Origin of the sequence: Nocardioides daejeonensis, assembly GCF_003194585.1 — a bacterium.
Lineage (GTDB): Bacteria > Actinomycetota > Actinomycetes > Propionibacteriales > Nocardioidaceae > Nocardioides > Nocardioides daejeonensis.
Genome location: NZ_QHKZ01000012.1, coordinates 24916 through 44133 on the forward strand (window position 1 = coordinate 24916; position 19218 = coordinate 44133).

The 19218-nt window shown below is 68.4% G+C and carries 20 protein-coding genes; 4 read left to right on the top strand and 16 right to left on the bottom strand.

The genetic code is table 11. From position 1 onward, the window contains the following. Window positions 1-34: 34 nt before the first annotated feature. The 3 genes from DNK54_RS20710 to truA are packed head-to-tail and all read right to left on the bottom strand — an operon-like array spanning window position 35 to window position 2870. Entirely contained in the window at window positions 35-1405 is a 1371-nt protein-coding gene (locus tag DNK54_RS20710) for an FAD-dependent oxidoreductase (RefSeq protein ID WP_110208916.1), read from the bottom strand. Further along, complete coding sequence (locus tag DNK54_RS20715) at window positions 1402-2016, bottom strand: class I SAM-dependent methyltransferase (RefSeq protein ID WP_110208917.1); 615 nt, start codon at window positions 2014-2016, stop codon at window positions 1402-1404. Before DNK54_RS20715 ends, DNK54_RS20710 begins: the two co-directional genes overlap by 4 nt. Then, window positions 2013-2870, bottom strand: a complete 858-nt coding sequence (gene truA, locus DNK54_RS20720; protein ID WP_239460214.1) for a tRNA pseudouridine(38-40) synthase TruA — start codon at window positions 2868-2870, stop codon at window positions 2013-2015. Before truA ends, DNK54_RS20715 begins: the two co-directional genes overlap by 4 nt. A 115-nt stretch (window positions 2871-2985) precedes the next feature. On the opposite strand from truA, the gene DNK54_RS20725 reads away from it, so the two are divergent. From DNK54_RS20725 to DNK54_RS20735, 3 genes are all read left to right on the top strand, one after another. Then, window positions 2986-3180: a hypothetical protein gene (locus DNK54_RS20725; protein WP_110208919.1), complete on the top strand. Its 195-nt coding sequence runs from the start codon at window positions 2986-2988 to the stop codon at window positions 3178-3180. 61 nt (window positions 3181-3241) lie between these two features. Beyond that, window positions 3242-3988 carry a DUF2786 domain-containing protein gene (locus tag DNK54_RS20730; RefSeq protein WP_110208936.1) on the top strand — a complete coding sequence of 249 codons (747 nt, stop codon included), beginning with the start codon at window positions 3242-3244 and terminating at the stop codon, window positions 3986-3988. Between the two features lie 88 nt (window positions 3989-4076). Then, the gene (locus tag DNK54_RS20735) at window positions 4077-4583 is read left to right on the top strand and encodes an Lrp/AsnC family transcriptional regulator (RefSeq protein WP_110208920.1); all 507 of its coding nucleotides are present in this window, start codon (window positions 4077-4079) and stop codon (window positions 4581-4583) included. Here DNK54_RS20735 and DNK54_RS20740 read toward each other — a convergent pair. The 13 genes from DNK54_RS20740 to DNK54_RS20800 all read right to left on the bottom strand — a co-directional run bounded on the left by DNK54_RS20740 (window position 4543) and on the right by DNK54_RS20800 (window position 17211). Beyond that, the gene (locus DNK54_RS20740) at window positions 4543-5283 is read right to left on the bottom strand and encodes a gamma-glutamyl-gamma-aminobutyrate hydrolase family protein (protein ID WP_110208921.1); all 741 of its coding nucleotides are present in this window, start codon (window positions 5281-5283) and stop codon (window positions 4543-4545) included. The two genes, DNK54_RS20735 and DNK54_RS20740, sit on opposite strands and share 41 nt — an antisense overlap. Then, window positions 5284-6738 (bottom strand): APC family permease, encoded by a 1455-nt coding sequence (locus DNK54_RS20745; RefSeq protein WP_110208922.1) that lies wholly within the window; start codon window positions 6736-6738, stop codon window positions 5284-5286. A gap of 114 nt (window positions 6739-6852) precedes the next feature. Next, window positions 6853-8139 carry a YlbE family protein gene (locus tag DNK54_RS20750; RefSeq protein ID WP_110208923.1) on the bottom strand — a complete coding sequence of 429 codons (1287 nt, stop codon included), beginning with the start codon at window positions 8137-8139 and terminating at the stop codon, window positions 6853-6855. A gap of 2 nt (window positions 8140-8141) precedes the next feature. Next, the gene (locus tag DNK54_RS20755; RefSeq protein WP_110208924.1) at window positions 8142-9482 is read right to left on the bottom strand and encodes a hypothetical protein; all 1341 of its coding nucleotides are present in this window, start codon (window positions 9480-9482) and stop codon (window positions 8142-8144) included. Between the two features lie 180 nt (window positions 9483-9662). Next, complete coding sequence (rplQ, locus tag DNK54_RS20760; RefSeq protein WP_110208925.1) at window positions 9663-10184, bottom strand: 50S ribosomal protein L17; 522 nt, start codon at window positions 10182-10184, stop codon at window positions 9663-9665. Between the two features lie 54 nt (window positions 10185-10238). Next, complete coding sequence (locus DNK54_RS20765) at window positions 10239-11255, bottom strand: DNA-directed RNA polymerase subunit alpha (protein WP_110208926.1); 1017 nt, start codon at window positions 11253-11255, stop codon at window positions 10239-10241. A 107-nt stretch (window positions 11256-11362) separates the two neighbouring features. Continuing rightward, window positions 11363-11971 carry a 30S ribosomal protein S4 gene (rpsD, locus tag DNK54_RS20770; protein ID WP_110208927.1) on the bottom strand — a complete coding sequence of 203 codons (609 nt, stop codon included), beginning with the start codon at window positions 11969-11971 and terminating at the stop codon, window positions 11363-11365. Between the two features lie 36 nt (window positions 11972-12007). After that, complete coding sequence (gene rpsK / locus DNK54_RS20775) at window positions 12008-12415, bottom strand: 30S ribosomal protein S11 (protein ID WP_110208928.1); 408 nt, start codon at window positions 12413-12415, stop codon at window positions 12008-12010. Window positions 12416-12509: 94 nt separating this feature from the next. Then, the gene (rpsM, locus tag DNK54_RS20780; RefSeq protein ID WP_110208929.1) at window positions 12510-12881 is read right to left on the bottom strand and encodes a 30S ribosomal protein S13; all 372 of its coding nucleotides are present in this window, start codon (window positions 12879-12881) and stop codon (window positions 12510-12512) included. A gap of 190 nt (window positions 12882-13071) precedes the next feature. Further along, the gene (gene rpmJ, locus DNK54_RS20785; RefSeq protein WP_004008316.1) at window positions 13072-13185 is read right to left on the bottom strand and encodes a 50S ribosomal protein L36; all 114 of its coding nucleotides are present in this window, start codon (window positions 13183-13185) and stop codon (window positions 13072-13074) included. A gap of 84 nt (window positions 13186-13269) precedes the next feature. Further along, a complete protein-coding gene (gene infA / locus DNK54_RS20790; protein WP_011757309.1) occupies window positions 13270-13491 on the bottom strand; it encodes a translation initiation factor IF-1 in 222 nt (73 codons plus the stop codon). A 233-nt stretch (window positions 13492-13724) separates the two neighbouring features. Next, complete coding sequence (locus DNK54_RS20795) at window positions 13725-14780, bottom strand: LLM class flavin-dependent oxidoreductase (protein WP_239460215.1); 1056 nt, start codon at window positions 14778-14780, stop codon at window positions 13725-13727. Between the two features lie 88 nt (window positions 14781-14868). Beyond that, entirely contained in the window at window positions 14869-17211 is a 2343-nt protein-coding gene (locus DNK54_RS20800) for an FHA domain-containing protein (RefSeq protein ID WP_110208930.1), read from the bottom strand. 178 nt (window positions 17212-17389) lie between these two features. On the opposite strand from DNK54_RS20800, the gene DNK54_RS20805 reads away from it, so the two are divergent. Then, window positions 17390-19218, top strand: a 1829-nt coding sequence (locus DNK54_RS20805) for a beta-propeller fold lactonase family protein (RefSeq protein WP_110208931.1), incomplete at its 3' end; no start/stop codon positions are given.

A 19218-nucleotide genomic window follows, 5' to 3' on the forward strand; every position in this document is an offset into this window, starting at 1 on the left:
CGAGACCAGGCCATGACCTAGCTCAACCCGTTCTCTAGAGCCGCTCCGCCAGTCGCCGGGCTGCCAACGAGACGAACTCCCAGGCGGTCGCGAACGGCGGCGCGTAGGCAAGGTCGGACCATGCCAGGTCCAGCACCGTCGAGCCGTGCCACAACGCAGTGGCGACGGTGTCGATCCGCTTGGCCGATCCGCGCCCGCCCACGATCTGTGCACCGAGGAGCCGCCCGGTGCCACGCTCGCCGATCACGCTGAGAGCGATCGGCTCGGCGGCCGGGTGGTAGCCACTCGCGGTCGTGCCCTCGGTGGTCGTCTCGACCGCGTCGAGGCCGTGTTGCCGTGCCTCCTCCAGTCCGAGCCCGGTCCGTGCCACCTCGACGTACGACGCCCCTGCCGCGAAACGGGTGATGGCCGTGCCGAGGGCTCCAGGGAACGCCAAGGTTCCGCCGCCGAGGTTCTCGCCGACCGCTCGGCCCATCTTGTTGGCATGGGTGCCCAGCGGGAGGTAGACCCACTCGCCGGTCAGTCGATGCCGCACCTCACAGCAGTCACCGGCCGCCCAGAGGCCGTCGGCCAGGCGGCCCTGCGGATCCGGCCGCAGGGCTCCATAGCTCGACCTCGGAACGTCGAGGTCCGCCAGGAACCCGGTGGCAGGCGCCACGCCCAGCGCCAACACCAGGAGGTCGGCCGCCACCCGCAGCTCTCCGGCACGTACAGCGCACAGGGCGCCGTCTGCGGATCGCTCCACCCCGGAGGCTGCGGCACCGAGATGCACGGTCACGCCTCCTGCCTCGACCGCTGCCTGGACCCGACCGCTCATCGGCTCGTCGAGCGAGCTCATCACCCGCGACCGGGTCAGCAGCGTCACCTGGTGGCCACGCGCAAGCAGGGCCTCGGCCATCTCCAGGCCGATGTAGCCACCGCCGGCGACCACCACTCGCAGGCCCGGCTCGGCGAGCTCCCGCAGCCACCATGCGCCGTCGTCCAGGGTCTTGACCACCTGGATCCCCGCGGCCGGGGTGCCCGGGCCGGCGCAGGCCCACTCCGGCACGAGTGCGGAGGCGCCGGTGGCGACGACCAGGTCGTCGTAGTCCAGGCGATGCTCGCCCTCAGGCCCCACGTAGACCACCCTCCGGGCGGCGGGGTCGACGGAGATCGCGCGGGCACCGAGCCTCAGGTCGACGCCGAGCCGACGGTGCTCCGCCGGGGTGCGCGCGACGAGTGCCTCGCGCGAGCCGACCTCGCCCGAGACCCAGTAGGGGATGCCGCAGGCCGAGTAGCTGGTGTCGTGCGTCGTCTCGAGGACGGTCACCTCCAGCTCACGACCATGCTGCCGGGCAGACCGCAACGCCTGATGGGCAGCGCTCATCCCCGCTGCGTCGCCGCCGACGACCACGACCCGCCTCATGCCTCGCTCCTCTGCCCGACCCTGCTCTCCAGCACCCGGAATCCCTTGGCGCTGGCGAGCCGCGTTGTGGGATACCCCTGCTCCTCCAGCCAGCGTTGCAGCGAGTCGGCGCCGAGGTTGCGGCCGACGACCATCACGGCTCGCCCGCCCGGAGCCAGCCGGGCGAGCCAGGTCAGCAAGAGAGCGTGCAAGGCGTCCTTGCCGATCCGGATCGGCGGGTTCGACCAGATCTCGTCGAACTCCCCCTGCGGCACGTGCCCGGGAAGCAGGGCGGTGAACCGGTCAGACACCCCGAGCGCCTGGGCGTTCTCGCGAGCAAGGAGGAGCGCTCGTTCGTTGACGTCGATGCCGGTCACGGTCGTCTCCGGTGAGGCCAACGCAACCGCGAGGCCGATCACGCCGTACCCGCAGCCGAGGTCGAGGACCCGGCGCGCGGTGGGCGGGTCAGTGACCCGGAAGAGGACCGAGGTGCCGATGTCGAGGTGGCCCTTGGAGAAGACACCGGCGCCGCTGGTCAGCGCCAACTCGTGTCCCCAGACCGTGGCCCGGACCGGCTCGCGTGTGAACGCGACCCCGGGGTCCGCGCTGAAGTAGTGCTCCTGATCGCTCACGCTTGCTCCTCGACCGGGGTCCGCTTGTTCCTCGCCCGCTCTGCCTGGGCGGCCAGGTCGGCACCCTCCGGATAGCGGACCTCCTCAAGAGTCAGCCCGTGCGGCGGAACCACGGAGACGGCAGGATCTCGGCGTACGCCGCGCAGCACCTCGGCAGCCCACTCCGGCTCCCGCCGGCGCTCTCCCACGGCCACGAGGCAACCGACCAGGGCACGCACCATGTTGTGACAGAAGGCGTCCGCGCGCACATTGCCGACGACCACGCCCTCCTGCCGTCGCCAGGAGAGATCGAGCAACGTGCGCACCGTCGTGGCGCCCTCCCGCTGCTTGCAGAACGACGCGAAGTCGTGGAGCCCCACCAACGGCGCCGAGGCCGCGTTCATGGCCACCACGTCGAGGGGACGTCCCCAGGCGAGCACGTGATTCCTGGTCAGCGGATCGGTCGCGGCGGGGTTGTCTGCGATCCGGTAGGCGTAACGGCGCCAGCTGGCAGAGAAGCGGGCGTCGAACCCTGCAGGAGCCGGCAGCATGCCGCGCACCCGCAGATCGCCCGGCAGGAGCCCGTTGACCCGTCGCGCGAGCTGGGCACTGAGCTGCTCCGGACTGCTCGAGGTCGATCCCCGCGACCGCCCACCGGCGAGCAGCTCCTCCTCAGCCAGATCGACATGGCAGACCTGGCCCCGTGCGTGGACGCCGGCGTCGGTCCGGCCGGCGCACGTCACCTGCACCTGCGGCAACCGGAGCACGGTCGCCAGAGCCGCCTCGAGCTCACCTTGCACGGTCCGCAGCCCGGGCTGGCGGGCCCAGCCCTTGAAGTCGGTGCCGTCATAGGCGAGGTCGATTCGGATCCGCACGCCCCGCATCCTCTCACCCACTGCCGACTCGCCCACCTCCCGACACAGGTCGGGTGAACCCTGCGGGGCCGTGACGTCTCCTACTCTGGTGCGATCGGCGCACCGAGGAGCTCCCATGACCAACGTCTCGCAACCCGCCCTGCTCATGATGATGGGCACCTTCGACATCCTGTTGGGGCTCGGCTTGGCCTGGTGGGGCACCCACGACGACCTCGCCGGCCTCCAGTGGGCGGGGCTGGCGCTGGCGCTGGCCGGTGTCGTCGTGGTCGGCTTCGCCCTGGTCCGGAGCAGTCGCGAAGAGCGACGCTGAGTCCTCCTGTCGGTGCCCTCCGCCACCGTGGAACCCTCCCTCGCGAAAGAAGGCGATGCCGATGACTCGACACCACCCCGGATCCGACGCCCCGATCCTCGACAAGGTACGCAAGCTTCTCGCCAAGGCCGCGGATCCAGCAACGACCGTCGCCGAAGCCGAGCTCTACAACGCCAAGGCCGCCGACCTGATCGCCGGCTACGGCATCGACCAGGCGCTGCTCGGGGACGAGACGGGCACTGCGACGGTCGGCGACCGCAGGATCGGCCTGGATCCGCCCTACGCACGCGACAAGGCCGACCTGCTGGCCACCGTCGCGATCGCCCTGGGTTGCCGCTGTGTGCGGATGCGCACGAGGCGGGACCGCGGCACGGGATACGCCTTGCACGTCTTCGGCCAGCGCCCTGACCTGGAGCGTGCTGAACTGCTCTTCACCAGTCTTCTCCTGCAGGCGACGACGTGGCTGGTCCGTACGCCCGTGCCAGCCGGAGAGCACCAGGCGGCGTTCCGGCGCTCCTGGCTTGCCGGCTTCACCGCTGCGATCGGCCGCCGTCTCGAGCAGGCCGAGCAACGGGCCGCACACGAGGCGGCAGACCGCCGGACCGCCACGGGGCGCAGCACCGCCCTGGTGCTCGCCGACCGCGCACACGAGGTCGAGCACGCCCTCCAGGAGGCCTATCCACGGGTTCGCGCCGCCCGGGCCCGCTCGCTGAGCGGGAGTGGTGTGGCCCCCGGCTACCGGGCCGGCGAGCGGGCCGACCTCGGTGGCACCCGCATCGGCGTCACGCCTCCTTCCGCCCTGACCTAGTCAGTACACGGTTCCGGACACACACTCGGAGGCTGCCGCGCTGTCGTGGCGTCTCTCTGCGCGGATCCGCCGCGGCTACTATCGGCGGGTGAGCGATAAGCCGAGGGACAGCAAGTCACGGCCGCGGCCCGCACGGGAGCCGTTCCCCTCCCTGGACGAGACCGATCGGGAGATCCTGCGGATCCTGCAGCGCGACGGCCGTACCTCCAACTCGCAGATCGCTCGCGACCTCGGTATCACCGAGACCACGGTGCGCAAGCGGATCGCCTCCATGCAGGAGCGGGACCTCATGGAGATCGTGGCCGTTCCCACGCCCCGGGTTGCCGGCTACAACGTCTCAGCCATCATCGGCCTGTCCGTGGCCCTGCACTCGCTCCGCGAGATCAGCGAGTCGCTGGTGACCCTGCCCGAGGTGCGCTACTGCGGCCTCTCGACGGGCCGGTTCGACGTGATCATCGAGGCGTTCTTCTACGACAACGAGCACCTCCTGCAGTTCACCACCGATGTGCTCGGCGCGCTGCCTGGCGTCACCGATGTGGAGACGTCGCTGATCCTCAAGATCGAGAAGTTCTCCTACGAGTGGGAGCTGGCCTGATCGAGGCGTCGACGAGGGCTGCGAGAACTCCGTCGAGCCCACGGTCCTCCTCCGGGTGTCCCTGAACGCCGAGCAACCAGGCTGCCCCGGTGCCCTCGACTCCTTCGATCACTCCGTCCTCGGCCCACGCGGTCGCACACAGCCCCGGGGCCAGTTCGCGCACGGCCTGGTGGTGATGCGTGGGCATCACCCTCCGCTGTCCGAGCAGCCTGCTCAGCCGGCTCCCGGGGGCGGTGATCACCGCGTGCCGGCCGACCTGCCCCGGTTCGGGGCTGTGCACGTCAGTGCCGACCACGGCTGGCAGGTGCTGATGCAGAGTGCCTCCGAGCGCGACGTTGATGAGTTGCATCCCCCGGCAGATCCCGAGGACCGGTAGGCACCTCTCCTGGGCCGCCGTGAACAACGCCAGCTCCCATTGGTCGCGCAGGCGGTGGGCGACCACGGTGTGCGGCTCCGGCTCCGCGCCGTACCGGGCCGGGTCGAGGTCTCGTCCTCCCGTGAGCACCAGGCCGTCCAGGAGAGCGATCACCGCGTCGACCGCGCCCGGCAGCGGTGCCAGCATCACGGGGAGACCTCCGGCCCGCCATACCGCCTCGTGATAGCTCACCGGACTGACCACGGCGTCCTGCTGCCACTCGTCCCAGGACGCCGTCGACAGATCGAGGCTGATGCCGATGACCGGGCGAGGAAAGCCGGACAATCAGTGCACCTCCGTCTGCGTGAGCTGGCGATACACAGCGGGCTGCCGGGTGCGCAGGTAGAGCGCGCGGCAGGTCCCGACCGCGAAGGCCAGCGGCAACAGCGAGAGAAGCAGCAGGTTGACCCAGTCGGTGCGGCCGGAGAGCAGCTCGAAGTTCTTCACCACGAGCCAGGAGGCCACGGCGAGCCCCGTCATGCTGACGACGGGTGCCACCAGGGTGGTGAGCGGACTGAAACCATGCCCGGGATGGCGCAGGAAGTAGACGGCGATCGCGAGCGAGCAGAGCGATTGCAGCACGATGACGGTGAGCACCCCCGGGGCGACCATCAACAGGAAGACCTGCAGATACGGGTCGGAGTCGGTCAACGCGAACCCCGCCAGCACCGCGGCAGCCAGCACCGCTTGGGCCGCGCTGGCGACGTACGGCGAGTGGTTCCGGGGGTGAACTCGCGCCAGGACAACCGGAAGCATCCGCTCCCGACCGAGCGTGAACATGTAGCGGCTTGCGGTGTTGTGGAACGCCAGCGTCGAGGCGAAGGCGCTCGTGACGAGCAACCACTCCATCACCACCACGGCCGGGTGACCGACGTAGTGCTCGGTCGCTGCGAAGACGAGGCCGACCGGGTCGGCAGTGGCGGCCGCGACGATCTCGCTCTTGCCGTAGGCGAGATACACGATCCAGGCCATGAAGGTGTAGAAGACGGCAAGGAAGCCCACGGCGAGGTAGACGGCGTGACGCACCGTCCGCTCCGGGTCACGCGCCTCCTCTGCATAGATCGCGGTCGACTCGAACCCGATGAAGGCGCCGAAGACGATGGCGAACATCGCCCCGGTGCTCCCACCTGCGAAGACGGAGTCCGGCGTGAAGCTGGAGAGGTCGAAGCCCTCAGCCCCGCCCTGCCAGAGCACGGGCGCGGCGAGCACGAGAAGGACCGCCGCCTCGGTCAGCAACGCGACGCCCAGCACCTTCGCGCTGAGGGAGATCTGCCGGTGGCCGAGGTAGGCGACGATGGCGAGCGCACCGAACGACCAGACGGGCCAGGGCACGTCCACTCCGAACGCCTCCTCGATCGGTGCAGCGGCGAACGCACCCACCGCGCCGAGCTGACCGATCGCGATCATGGAGTAGGCACCGAGCGCCAGCACGGCCGCACCTCCGCCGACAGGACGCCCCATGCCTTGGCCGATGTAGGAGTAGAAGGCACCTGCGTTCTTGATCCGCAGCGCCATCCGGGTGAGCCCTACGGCGAAGACCAGCAGGACCAGCCCGGCGATGAGCTGCGCTCCCGGCGCGCCGACACCACCGATCATGAAGGCCAGCGGCGCGAACCCGGCGACCACGAGAAGCGGCCCGGCCGCCGCCACCACGAAGAAGGCGAGCTCGAGAGGCCCCATCCGGCCCCGGATCCGTGGGTTCGTCGTTGACTGTGCGGTGTTGCGTTCTTCCGTGCTCATATCCGCTCCTGGTGGGATAGGCCGTCCGAGGATGGGGATGCCGTGGACTCCCACGGCGGGTGACGGGAGCGCGGTCCGAGCCGGCGTGAGCGACACCGGACCGCGCGCGTCTACTCAGGCACCCGAGGCCTGCGGGTAACGCAACTCGTAGGCTGCGGCTGCGGCTTGGAATGCACCGAGGTGGGGGCGCAGCACCCCCGCACCGATCTGGCCGCCGTCCTTGCCGGCCAGCCCACCGTCGATGAGCGGGGTCACTCCGGTCGACAGCACGGCGTGGAGGTCGATACCGACCGGACTGCCGCGGAAGTCGAGCGCCGGAATGCGATAGGCCGGATGCTCGCCGAGCGTGATCGCATACATCGACTCGTTGTTGCGCAGCATCGTGGCGAAGCTCCCTCCCTGGTACTCCATCAGTGAGGGAGCGCAGGCCTGGGTCATCGCGCCCAGCCCCACCGTCTCGGTGACGCAACTCTCCCCACCGATCCACTCGGCGTCCTCCGGGGTGAAGCCGTCGAAGAACTTGCCGTCGAGGGAGGGGTGCGGGCCCCGGAACCACTCCGCCTCCAAGCCACTGACCCGGATGGCAAACTCTCGCGAGTTCAGCGCCATACCGGTCAGCACGCTGCTGTGAGGCACCCCGTGTGCCGCATCGGCCGTTGCCTTGGCGGCAGCCATACCAACGCGGAGGAAGGTGTAGTCGTTGGCCATCAGGAACTCCAGTACCGACTGCACCCGGCCCGCCCACGCTGGATCCCCAGCCAGGCGCAGCAGCGAGGGCGTCAGCTCCCTGGTCAGGAGCATGGTGCCGGCGGTGTTGCGACTGTGCAGCTCATCCCCCATGCGCAGGGCGCGCGCCATCAGCGGCTTGAGGTCGACAGGCTGCAGGCTCAAGGACTGCGACAGGACCGGGGCCATCACCTCCTCGAGCCAGCGCAGCCCGTCAACGACCTCCTGGTCGAACGAACCGTAGTTCAGGCGATAGCGACTCGCACCCTCATAGAGGTTGCAGAAGGCGCGGTTGCCATGGACACGGTCCTCGACGATGAGCACCGGCATCGAGGCCGTGTAGATCCCGGCCACCGAGCCGATACAGCCGTGCTCCTGCGTCGTCGCCACCCGGATGACTCCCCGGTCCAGCTTGTCGGCCGCTTCGTCGGGGTCGCGGGCCAGGCCCTCGTAGAGCGCCCCGTAGATGAGTGCGCGCCGTTGACCGCCCGAGTACTCCGGCCAGGCGAGGGGCGCACCCGAGGTGAGGATGAGCTCCGGGCTCATCCCGGGAACGACCTCGAGGGCGGGTGCCACACCAACCAGCACGGGCTCGGCGTTGGTCAGACGGGCGAGCGCCTCGGCATTGGCCCGGAGCCGCAACGTCTCGGCGTCGTGGTTGCCCTGGAACGACATCGTCAGAGCCTCTGCAGGTAGGTCCGGGACTCCCAGTCGGTCACGACCGAGCCGTACTCGCGTGACTCCGCACGCTTCGTCGCCAGGAAGGTACGGTGGAACTCCTCCCCCATGGCACGCGCAGCGAAGTCGTCGGCCTCGAACTCGTCGAGGGCACCGTCCAGCGAGGTTGGCAGCAGGCCGATGCCGAGCGAGTCGATCTGCTCCTCACTGAGCTGGTAGGTGTCCTGGTTGAGCGGAGAACCCGGGTCGAGTGCCCGCTCGATGCCGTCGAGGCCCGCGGCCAGGATCAGGCCGATGCCCAGGTGGTAGTTGACCGACGCGTCGACGGTGCGCACCTCGAGGCAGTGCCGGTTCACCGGCATCCGGCACATCAGGGTCCGGTTGTTCTCGCCCCAGGCACGGAACACCGGCGCCCAGGAGATCTCGTCCATGAACCCCTTGCTGGTGAACCGCTTGTAGGAGTTGACCGTCGGCGAGGTGACAGCGCAGATCGCCCCGGCGTGGGCGAGAACCCCGGCGACGAACTGGCGCGAGATCTCGCTGTAACCGCCGTCCCCAGCCGCGAAGAGGTTGGCCCCGGTCTCGGGGTCGGCGAGGCTGATGTTGACGTGGGAGGCCGAGCCGAAGTCGTCTTGGAAAGGCTTCGCCATGAAGGTGGCGATGCAGCCGAGCTCGCGCGCCACGTGCTTGGCCATCAGCCGGAAGACGACCATCCGGTCAGCCATCGTCATCGCGTCGGTGTAGTCGAAGTTGAACTCGTACTGTCCGTCGCCACCTTCGTGGTCGAAGGAGTACACGCCGTAGTCGAGCTCGTTCATGTAGGTGACCATCGGGTCCAGGAACTCGGTGGCCAGGACCGTCGCCTCCAGGTCGTATCCGCGTGTCGGAGCGTTGATCCGGTCCTCGGCGACGAGAGGCGCCCAGCCCTGCGGGGTGTCCCGCAGTACGTAGAACTCCGGCTCGATGCCCACGTTGGCGACGAAGCCCATGGCCGCCGCCCGGTCGATCTGGCGGGCGAGGAAGTTCCGCGACTCCTGTGCGTACGGCTTCCCCTCCAGGTGGAGCCGGGTGGGCACCACGGCGTACTCCGGCTGCCAGGGAAGCACCACCAGCCGGTCGAGGTCGGGGATGCCGGCGCACTCGTCCTCGTGTGGCCCCAGGTCACCCATGCCTTCGAGGGCTCCCACGGTGTAGAGCTCCGACCCGGCCGCCATGGAGGGCAGCGAGGCGATCGGAACGCACTTGCTCTTCGGTACGCCGTGGATGTCGACGTAGAAGCCGAACACGTACTTGACGCCCTTGGCTGCCAGTTCGTCCCGCAGGGTTTCAGCGTGTGACACAGTTCACTCCTCAATCGAATTTCGAGTAGTTTTCGCCAGATAACTTCGAATGTCAACACTCTGAACGGCTTATTGGCTCGATTTTCATAGTTCGATTGAGGAGCACGCTCCACGCTGCCCCCGGAAATGCACGGAGGCCCGTCACCCCCAGGGGTGACGGGCCTCGCGTAGGAGGGAAGCTCAGGCCTCCTCGGCCGGAGCCTCCTCCGTGACAACAGCCTCGTCGGCGACAGCCTCGGTGCTCTCCTCGGCGGTCTCCTCCGCCGGAGCCTCGGCGACCTCCTCGGCAGCCGGCTCCTCGACCGGAGCAGCCTCAGCCTTGGCGCTGCGCACCTTGGGCTGGTATGCCTCGGTGACGAGCTCGATCACGGCCATCGGCGCGTTGTCGCCCTTACGGGGGCCGATCTTGGTGATCCGGGTGTAGCCACCGGGACGCTCCGCGAAGGTCGGGGCGATCTCGGTGAAGAGCACGTGCACGACCGACTTGTCGCGGACGGTCTTGAGGACCTCGCGACGGTTGTGCAGGTCGCCCTTCTTGGCCTTCGTGATGAGCTTCTCCGCCAGCGGGCGGAGACGACGCGCCTTGGTCTCGGTCGTGACGATCCGGCCGTGCTCGAAGAGCGCGGTGGCCAGGTTCGACAGGATGAGACGCTGGTGCGCCGGGCTGCCGCCGAGGCGGGTTCCCTTGGTGGGAGTAGGCATGTCGTTCTCTCGATTCTCCCCGGCCGTATCAGGTACCGGAGTAGATCCAACTGATTAGTACTGCTCGTCCTCGACGAAGCTGGCGTCGTCGTCGTCGCCGTACGCCGCGAGGGCGGCGGCGGCGTCGAAGCCCGGAGCGCTGTCCTTGAGGGAGAGGCCCATCTCGACCAGCTTGCCCTTGACCTCGTCGATCGACTTGGAACCGAAGTTCCGGATGTCCAGCAGGTCCTGCTCCGAGCGGGAGATGAGCTCACCCACGGTGTGGATGCCCTCACGCTTGAGGCAGTTGTAGGAGCGGACCGTGAGCTGCAGGTCCTCGACCGGAAGGGCGAGGTCGGCAGCCAGCTGCTCGTCGACGGGCGACGGGCCGATGTCGATGCCCTCGGCCTCGACGTTGAGCTCGCGGGCCAGGCCGAAGAGCTCGACGAGGGTCTTGCCGGCCGAGGCGATCGCGTCGCGGGGACGGATCGACGGCTTGGTCTCGACGTCGATGACCAGACGGTCGAAGTCGGTGCGCTGCTCGACACGCGTGGCCTCGACCTTGTAGGTCACCTTGAGGACAGGCGAGTAGATCGAGTCGACCGGCATCCGGCCGATCTCGTTGTCGGCACCCTTGTTCTGCACGGCGCTGACGTAGCCGCGGCCACGCTCCACGACCAGCTCCATCTCGAGCTTGCCGTTGTCGGAGAGCGTCGCGATCTTCAGGTCGGGGTTGTGCACCTCGACACCGGCCGGCGGCGCGATGTCGGCCGCGGTGACGTCACCCGCACCCTGCTTGCGCAGGTACATCGTGACGGGCTCGTCGTGCTCGGAGGAGACGACGAGACCCTTGAGGTTCAAGATCACCTCGGTGACGTCTTCCTTCACGCCCTCGATGGTCGAGAACTCGTGGAGGACGCCGTCCACCTTGATGCTCGTGACCGCTGCCCCGGGAATCGAGCTGAGCAGGGTACGGCGAAGCGAATTGCCAAGCGTGTAGCCGAAGCCGGGCTCCAGCGGCTCGATCACGAACCGCGAGCGGAACTCGTCAACGGACTCTTCCGACAAGGTCGGGCGCTGAGCGATAAGCACTGATGTTGTCCTTCCCGGGCCCACCCACCATTTGATGGGCCCGAACTACGGTGATCGATGGGAAGAGAGCCGGTCCTCCCCCACGGGTGCGGAGGACCGGCGGGAGATTACTTCTTCGAGTAGAACTCGACGATCAGCTGCTCCTGGACCGGCACATCGATCTGCGCCCGCACGGGAAGCTGGTGGACGAGGATCCGCATGCGGTTGGGCAGCGCCTCGAGCCAGGCCGGCACGACCCGCTCGCCGTGGGTCTCGCGAGCCACGATGAAGGGGGTCATCTCCAGGCTCTTCTCGCGCACGTCGATCACGTCGTGGGCAGACACCTGGTAGGAGGGGATGTCGACCTTCTTGCCGTTCACCTTGAAGTGGCCGTGCACGACCAGCTGGCGGGCGTGACGACGGGTCCGGGCGAAGCCGGCGCGGTAGACGACGTTGTCGAGGCGGCACTCGAGCAGCTGCAGCAGGTTGTCACCGGTCTTGCCGGCACGACGAGCGGCTTCCACGTAGTAGTTGTGGAACTGCTTCTCCATCACGCCGTACGAGAAGCGGGCCTTCTGCTTCTCGTGCAGCTGGTTGCGGTACTCGCTCTCCTTGATACGCGCACGACCGTGCTGGCCGGGAGCGTAGGGGCGGCGCTCAAACGCCTGGTCTCCGCCGACGAGGTCGACGCCGAGACGACGCGACTTGCGCGTCATGGGGCCGGTGTAACGGGCCATTTTCTAGTCTCCTTGCAAAGTCTTCGTCGTAGGCGATCAGACGCGGCGGCGCTTGGGCGGCCGGCATCCGTTGTGGGGCGTGGGCGTGACGTCCTGGATGGTGCCGACCTCGAGGCCGATCGCACCCAGGGACCGGATCGCCGTCTCGCGGCCCGAGCCCGGACCCTTGACGAAGACATCGATCTTCTTCATGCCGTGCTCCATCGCCCGACGCCCGGCGGCCTCGGCGGCCATCTGTGCGGCGTACGGCGTGGACTTGCGCGAGCCCTTGAAGCCGACGGTGCCGGCAGAGGCCCACGAGATCACTGCGCCCGTGGGGTCGGTGATCGTGACGATGGTGTTGTTGAACGTGCTCTTGATGTGGGCTTCGCCCTGAGCGATGTTCTTCTTCTCCTTGCGGCGGATCTTGGTCTTCGCCGCAGCCTGACGGCTCTTGGGAGGCATTCAGTAACTCCTGATTTGCTGGTCTATGAGTTCGAGATCGGAAGAGAGAGCCGATCGACCCGCCCAAGGCAGTGGAGCCTCGGACAGGATGCGATCACTTCTTCTTCTTGCCGGCGACAGTCCGCTTCGGACCCTTGCGGGTGCGTGCGTTGGTCTTGGTGCGCTGACCGCGGACCGGAAGGCCCATGCGGTGGCGGCGACCCTGGTAGCTGCCGATCTCGATCTTGCGGCGGATGTCGGCCTGGACCTCGCGACGGAGGTCACCCTCGATCTTGAAGTTGGCGTCGATCTCATCGCGGAGCTTGACCAGCTCCTCATCACCCAGCTGGTGGACCCGGAGGTTGGGGTCGACACCGGTGGCTGCGAGCAGCTGCTGGGAGCGGGTACGGCCGATGCCGTAGATATAGGTGAGTGCGATCTCGATGCGCTTGTCGCGCGGGAGGTCGACTCCTGCGAGGCGTGCCATGCGTGGCGTTTCCCTTCTTCTGCGGTGGTGTGGTCGCGATGCATCCGGTCCTGCCCTGGTCGGGTCAGTCCGGCTCCGGCCATCCGCACCGGAGGTGATTCAGCACTGGGTGCCTAGCAATCACGTGGACTTGTCGTATTCAGTTGTGCTGCAAGTCGCTGAGGCAGACCGCGTCGCGGCCACCACAGACTCAGCCCTGGCGCTGCTTGTGGCGCGGGTTCTCGCAGATGACCATGACGCGGCCGTGGCGACGGATGACCTTGCACTTGTCGCAGATCGGCTTGACGCTGGGGTTGACCTTCACGAGGAGGGCCTTTCTTCTCTGTATCGGCTGTTGGACCAAGCACGCCGCGTCGGACCACTCCGAGAAACGGAGGGCCCGAACGGATCACTTGTAGCGGTAGACGATGCGGCCGCGGGTGAGGTCGTAGGGCGAGAGCTCCACCACCACACGGTCCTCGGGGAGGATCCGGATGTAGTGCTGACGCATCTTGCCGCTGATGTGTGCGAGCACCTTGTGGCCGTTGGACAGCTCCACTCGGAACATCGCGTTGGGCAGCGCCTCGACGACAGTGCCCTCGATCTCGATCACGCCTTCTTTCTTCGGCATGTCCTCCGCAATCCGCTCGTGTGTGTTCTACCGTTTTCTGCACCGCACGGTTCGGTACCGCACGGCCCGGCCCGGGAACCTCCCGGCCATGCCGGGTGGACCTCGTGAAGCCGTTCGTGGCACCCTCGCCGGGACGAATCACCGGGCAGCCGCTGGACACCACAAAACAGACCCACGTTGGGCCGAACGCTCAGTCTAGTCCGAGCGGTCACCGAACCCCTAATCTGGGGCGATCACCCTTGGCCGTCGGCGTCTCCGACAAGCAGCTCCAAGGTCCGTTCACGGGCCGGTGAGCCGTCCACCGGATCGGCGCTCCGAGCACCGGCGACCGGATGCACCATCACCTCGTCGACACCGAAGCCGGCGGCAAGCTCGGCGATCCGGCTGCGCACCCGGGTCGCGTCTCCGATCACCCATCGCGAGCGCATCGCCTCCACCAGCGAGGCGTGCGCGGCCGGAAGCTCGGCCGCCTCCGCCTCCTCCACCAGTCGCTGTGGCAGCAACGGCCCGCCGGTGCGCAGCGCCACCATCGCCTGCAACTGCGGCAACGCCAGGCGCTCGGCCTCCTCCGTCGTCTCGGCCGCGACGACGTTGACCGTGAGGAACGTGCGTGGCTCCGGGTGGTCCGGCGACGGGCGGAAGCTCTCGCGGTAGAGCGCCAATGCCTCCGCCGTGCCGGAGCCCGAGAAGTGGTGGGCGAAGACGTAGGGCAGCCCACGCTCCGCAGCGAGCCTGGCGGAGTAGTCGGAGGAGCCGAGCAGCCACAGGTCCGGCGTGTGTACGGCGCGGGGCGTGGCTCGCAGCTCGTGCGTACGACCGGCCACCCGCACGCCGGCACCTGCCGGCGACATCAGCGTGATCACGTCATCGACGTACTCCGGGAACCGAGCCACCGCCTCCTCCCCCGCTCCGTTGCGCAGGGCCCAGCTCGTCACCGGATCGGTGCCAGGCGCGCGGCCGATGCCCAGGTCGATCCGACCGGGGAAGGCCGCTTCGAGCAGCGCGAACTGCTCGGCAACCACGAGCGGCGCATGGTTAGGGAGCATCACCCCGCCCGAGCCGACGCGGATCCGCTCCGTCGCCGCAGCGAGCAGACCGATCAGCACCGGCGGGTTCGTCGCCGCCACCGCAGGCATGTTGTGGTGCTCGGCGACCCAGTAGCGCTCGAACCCCAGACGATCCGCAGACCGCGCCAGCCGCCGCGAAGCGGCCACAGCGTCGGCGGAGCTCTGATTGCTCCGCACCGGCACGAGATCGAGCACGGACAGGGTCGGACCAGTGGCACTCACGTGAGCCTGAACCACCGCCGCCGTCCCAGCATTCCCGGCCCTCCCGTCGACGCGTTCGACTCGCCCGCAGCAACCGCCTCCGCTCGCGTCAGCGGCGTACGGCGCTACGGCGGACCAGGACGAACGCTGCCGCAATCAACAGACCGACCAGGATCCACAGCACGGTCATGTCGAGGAACCACTGCCCGGCCGTCGCCTGGTAGAGGCCGTCCAACTCCTCCATGCCGCCCCGCTCGTTGACCTGTCTTCGCGCGCGGTCGAGGTCAGAGGAGGCAGCAGCAGCCGAGAAGCCCCAGCGTGCGGGCGCCAGCCAAGCAAGCTGCTCCAGGACGGCGCGCCCCGCGACCGGGACCAAGGCACCGCACAGCACGAGCTGCAGCATCACCAGGCCGACCAGCGCCGGCATCGTCTGCTCCGAGGAGGTGACGAGGGCGGAGACCGCCAGGCCCAGCACCGCCATCGCGAAGGTGACCGAGCCGATCGCCAGGGCGACCTCGAAGGAGCCCAGTCCGAGCACGCCGTCGCCATCGGGCCCCGGCAGGCCGGCCATCGCGATCCAGGTGACCAGCATCCCCTGAAGGAAGCAAGCGGTCCCCAGCACCAGCACCTTCGACGCGAGATAGATGCCTGGTGAGAGCCCCACCGCGTACTCGCGCTGGAAGATGGCTCGTTCCTTCACCAGCTCACGGATCGTGACGGCGGTGCCCATCAGCGCGGCCGCGACGATCAGGATCGTGAGTCGCTGGAGCGCCTCACGGTGATTGAGAGCACCAGCGCCGTCGGCCGTGCCGAGGATCGACAGTCCGTCGTCGCCTTGCACGACCCGGCTGAGCCCTCCGAGCGCGAGCGGCATCAGGACCAGCATCGCCAACAGCATCCGGTCGGCCACGGTCACCGCCAGGTTGCGGCGGACCAGCGTCCAGAGCTGGCGGCTCAACGACTGCACCGGCGGCTGCGCGACCGGAGCGTTGACCGCCGGCAACCGCCCGGTCTCCACGGAGACGGGCGGCGGCGGGATCCGTTGCCAGAGGTCCGGCTCGTCAAGCAGGTCGAAGACCTCTGGATAGTCCTTGCAGCCGAAGTGCTCGAGCACCCCTGCAGGCGGCCCGAAGTAGGCCCGGCGCCCACCCGGCGCGAGCACGAGCACGTTGTCGCAGACATCGAGGGCGAGCACCGAGTGGGTGACCACCATGACCACGCGCCCCTCGTCGGCGAGACCGCGCAGGAGGTGCATCACGTCGCGGTCCAGGCCGGGGTCGAGGCCCGAGGTGGGCTCGTCGAGGAAGAGCAGCGGCGGCGCGGTCAGCAGCTCGGTGGCGATCGAGACCCGCTTCTTCTGCCCTCCGGAGAGCTGGGTGCCGATCCGGTTGTCTACCTGACGCTCGAGCTGCATCTGAGCGACCACGCGATCGACGCGCTCCGCACGCTCGGCGGACTTGGTGTCGGGCGGGAGGCGCAGCATGGAGGCGTAGGAGAGGCCCTGACGCACAGTGAGCTGCGGGTGCTGAATGTCTTGCTGCGGCACCAGGCCGATCTGGAACCGCAGCTGCTCGTAATGCGTGTAGAGGTCCGTGCCCTGCCAGATGACCCGCCCGTGCGTGGCGGGGTTGGAGCCGGTCAGGGCGCCGAGCAGCGTCGACTTGCCAGCACCCGAGGGCCCGATCACAGCAGTGAGCGTCGACGGGCCGAGCTCGAAGCTCATGCCGTCGAGCAGTCGCCGGTTCCCCTTGACCACTGTGGTCAAGCCCTCGGCATGCAGCGTCAGGTCGCCACGGCCTGCTTTGGCGGCGAGGTTGTCGCCGGTCCAGACGAAGCTCTGGTTGCCAAAGACCACCTCGTCTCCACGCGTCAGGCCGACCTGCCCGTGGAGCCGACGACCGTTGACGAACGTGCCGTTGAAGCTGTCGAGGTCGCGCAGCACCGGCTGCCCGCCGAGCACCACCGTTGCGTGCTGACGGGAGACCAGCGGGTCGTCGATGACCACGTCGCAGGTGGTCGAGCGACCGATGGTCAGCGAACGGTTCTGCGGCGGATTGCCGGGGAGCACCGTATGACCGTCCGCATAGCGCCCCGGCAGGACCGGCGCACTGGGCACCGGCCGGTCGGGAATGCGGGGCACGGGCTGCACCTCGGCCAGCACCCGGACTCCGTTGGCGCCGCCGAAGACCAGCCGGGAGCTGCTGCCCGGCGCCAGGAGCTCATGGGCGATGCGGCGTCCGTCGATGCTGGTGCCGTTGGTCGACTGCAGGTCCACCAGGTACCAGCCCTGCGGCGTACGTCGGAACTCGGCGTGACGACGCGATATGTCGGGGTGACCCAGCACGAGGTCGACTCCGGCCTCGCGTCCCACGACCACCTGGGCGGCGTTGAACTCGTGGACCCCGCCGGACCAGGTCAATCGGAGCGCGGGCAGGAAGTGCGCTGGGGCCATGTCGAGCGACCGCTCCTCGTTGCTCTTGGGATTGCGACCGCACCAACCCTAGAGGAAAGGGCCGTCATCTCCGGGCGTGGACGCGGACGGCGTGGCCGCGAATCTGCCCCGGCGTGCACACGAGCCAAAGATCTGACTATAGTTAGCCTTGCCTTACTCACTCCTGAAAAGGAAGCCCATGTCTGCATCACCTCTCGCGCGCCGCACGCGGCGCCCTGTCGCCCTCTTGGCCTCGGTCGCCCTGCTGGCTACCGGCGCGGCGGCGCTCAGCGCGTCGTCCACCGCCGCCAACGCTGCTGAGGGCGACTCCCCCGCCCGCACCGAGCTCGGCTTCTCGGTCACCACCAAGACGAGCATTGCCGGGCAGTACCAGATCGCCGCGTCGGACGACACCGGCGACCTCTTCGTCACCTCCGCGCAGGGACGTCCGCCGGTCACGGTGGCCACTCTCGCCCGGATCAACCCGGCCACCTTGGAGGTCGAGCAGACCGCCGAGCTGCCCAAGCTGAAGCATGGCGCCGAGGGCGCGCAGACCAAGTGGCTGAGCACCCACGGCATCTACGTCGACGACACCCACGACAACGTCTGGGTCACCAACACTCGTGACAACCAGGTCAGCGTCTTCGACCAGGACTCCCTCGAGTACGTCGCGGGCACCTACGACTTCGACCTTGCCGAGCAGGGCACGATCACGCAGGTGGCGATCAGCCACCCGCGCGAGGTCGTCATCGACGAGGTTCGCAACCTCGCCTACGTGACCGCCGCCAACCGTGGCGGTGCGGCGGCGTCAGCCGTGACCGTCTACTCGACCGACGTCGAGGCGGGCGAGGTGCTCACGCCGCTCAAGCAGATCACGATCCCCGCTCGCGCCGACTACCCCGTCGCCGGCGAGGACGCCTACGCCGTGACGATGGGCCTGGAGATCGACGAGGCCACGGGCAAGGTCTACACCAACGACTTCCGTGCCGACCAGTACTACGTGATCGACCCGACGAACGACTTCTCGCTCGAGACTCACGCGATCCCCAACGCGACCGTCGCGACCGACGGCCTCGGTAGCCTGCAGCCATCCAGCATCGCGATCGACCCCGGCGCCGGCGAGATCTACAGCGTCAACCAGACGCAGGGCACCAACCCGGCGAGCCTCCAGGTCTTCGACTTGGCGACCAACGAGCTCAAGTACTCCGTGGAGACCGGCCCGCGCGCACTCGCCGTCGACGTCGATCGCGATCGCGGCCTCGTCTACGTCGCCGACTTCGCCAACGGATCGGTCACCGTCGTCGACGCCCGCAACGGCGGAGAGGTCATCGAGACCGTTGCCCCCCAGGGCATCACCAAGTCGGCCAACCACCTGGTCGTGGCCGGCGGCTCGGCCTACATGGTCGACAAGGCCGGCGCCACCTCTGGCACCGTGGACTACGCGGTGAACCTCGAGACCGGGGCAACCGAGACCCGCGAGACCACGATCGACTCCATCACCAAGATCACTCCAGCCGCCGAAGCCGAGGTTGTCGCCGATGCCCGCGTGGGCGGCAAGATCAGCCTCAAGGGCGAGGGCTGGTTCAACCAGGCCGGCACCAGCGGATCCACGGTGGCCGTCAAGATCGACCGGGGCGCCGTGCCTGCTCCGGGTGGCGGCGACGTGTGGGCGACCATCGAGGCTGAGGACGACGGCACCTTCGCTGCCGCGGTCGCTCTTCCGGCCGGCTCCATCGCGCCCGGAACGCACACTCTGAACCTGCTCTCGGGCTCGCTCCAGGAGGGCGACACGGTCCGCTCGGTCCCCGTCGAGGTCGAGGTCCTGCCTGCGCAGAAGATCACGAACAAGAAGAAGCCCGTCATCAAGGGCAAGACCAAGGTCGGAAAGAAGCTGAAGGTCGCCAAGGGCACCTGGAGCACCAGCGACGTCACCCTGAAGTACCAGTGGCTGCGCAACGGCAAGGCCATCAAGAAGGCGACCAAGGCCACCTACAAGGTCACCAAGGCCGACAAGGGCAAGAAGCTCAA

Excerpts from the sequence above, each read along its gene's own strand:
- DNK54_RS20710 (WP_110208916.1), bottom strand. The coding sequence starts at position 1,405 with ATGAGGCGGGTCGTGGTCGTCGGCGGCGACGCAGCGGGGATGAGCGCT.
- DNK54_RS20725 (WP_110208919.1), top strand. The coding sequence starts at position 2,986 with ATGACCAACGTCTCGCAACCCGCCCTGCTCATGATGATGGGCACCTTC.
- DNK54_RS20730 (WP_110208936.1), top strand. The coding sequence starts at position 3,242 with ATGACTCGACACCACCCCGGATCCGACGCCCCGATCCTCGACAAGGTA.
- DNK54_RS20745 (WP_110208922.1), bottom strand. The coding sequence starts at position 6,738 with ATGAGCACGGAAGAACGCAACACCGCACAGTCAACGACGAACCCACGG.
- DNK54_RS20750 (WP_110208923.1), bottom strand. The coding sequence starts at position 8,139 with ATGTCGTTCCAGGGCAACCACGACGCCGAGACGTTGCGGCTCCGGGCC.
- rplQ (WP_110208925.1), bottom strand. The coding sequence starts at position 10,184 with ATGCCTACTCCCACCAAGGGAACCCGCCTCGGCGGCAGCCCGGCGCAC.
- rpsD (WP_110208927.1), bottom strand. The coding sequence starts at position 11,971 with ATGGCCCGTTACACCGGCCCCATGACGCGCAAGTCGCGTCGTCTCGGC.
- rpsK (WP_110208928.1), bottom strand. The coding sequence starts at position 12,415 with ATGCCTCCCAAGAGCCGTCAGGCTGCGGCGAAGACCAAGATCCGCCGC.
- rpsM (WP_110208929.1), bottom strand. The coding sequence starts at position 12,881 with ATGGCACGCCTCGCAGGAGTCGACCTCCCGCGCGACAAGCGCATCGAG.
- infA (WP_011757309.1), bottom strand. The coding sequence starts at position 13,491 with ATGCCGAAGAAAGAAGGCGTGATCGAGATCGAGGGCACTGTCGTCGAG.
- DNK54_RS20800 (WP_110208930.1), bottom strand. The coding sequence starts at position 17,211 with ATGGCCCCAGCGCACTTCCTGCCCGCGCTCCGATTGACCTGGTCCGGC.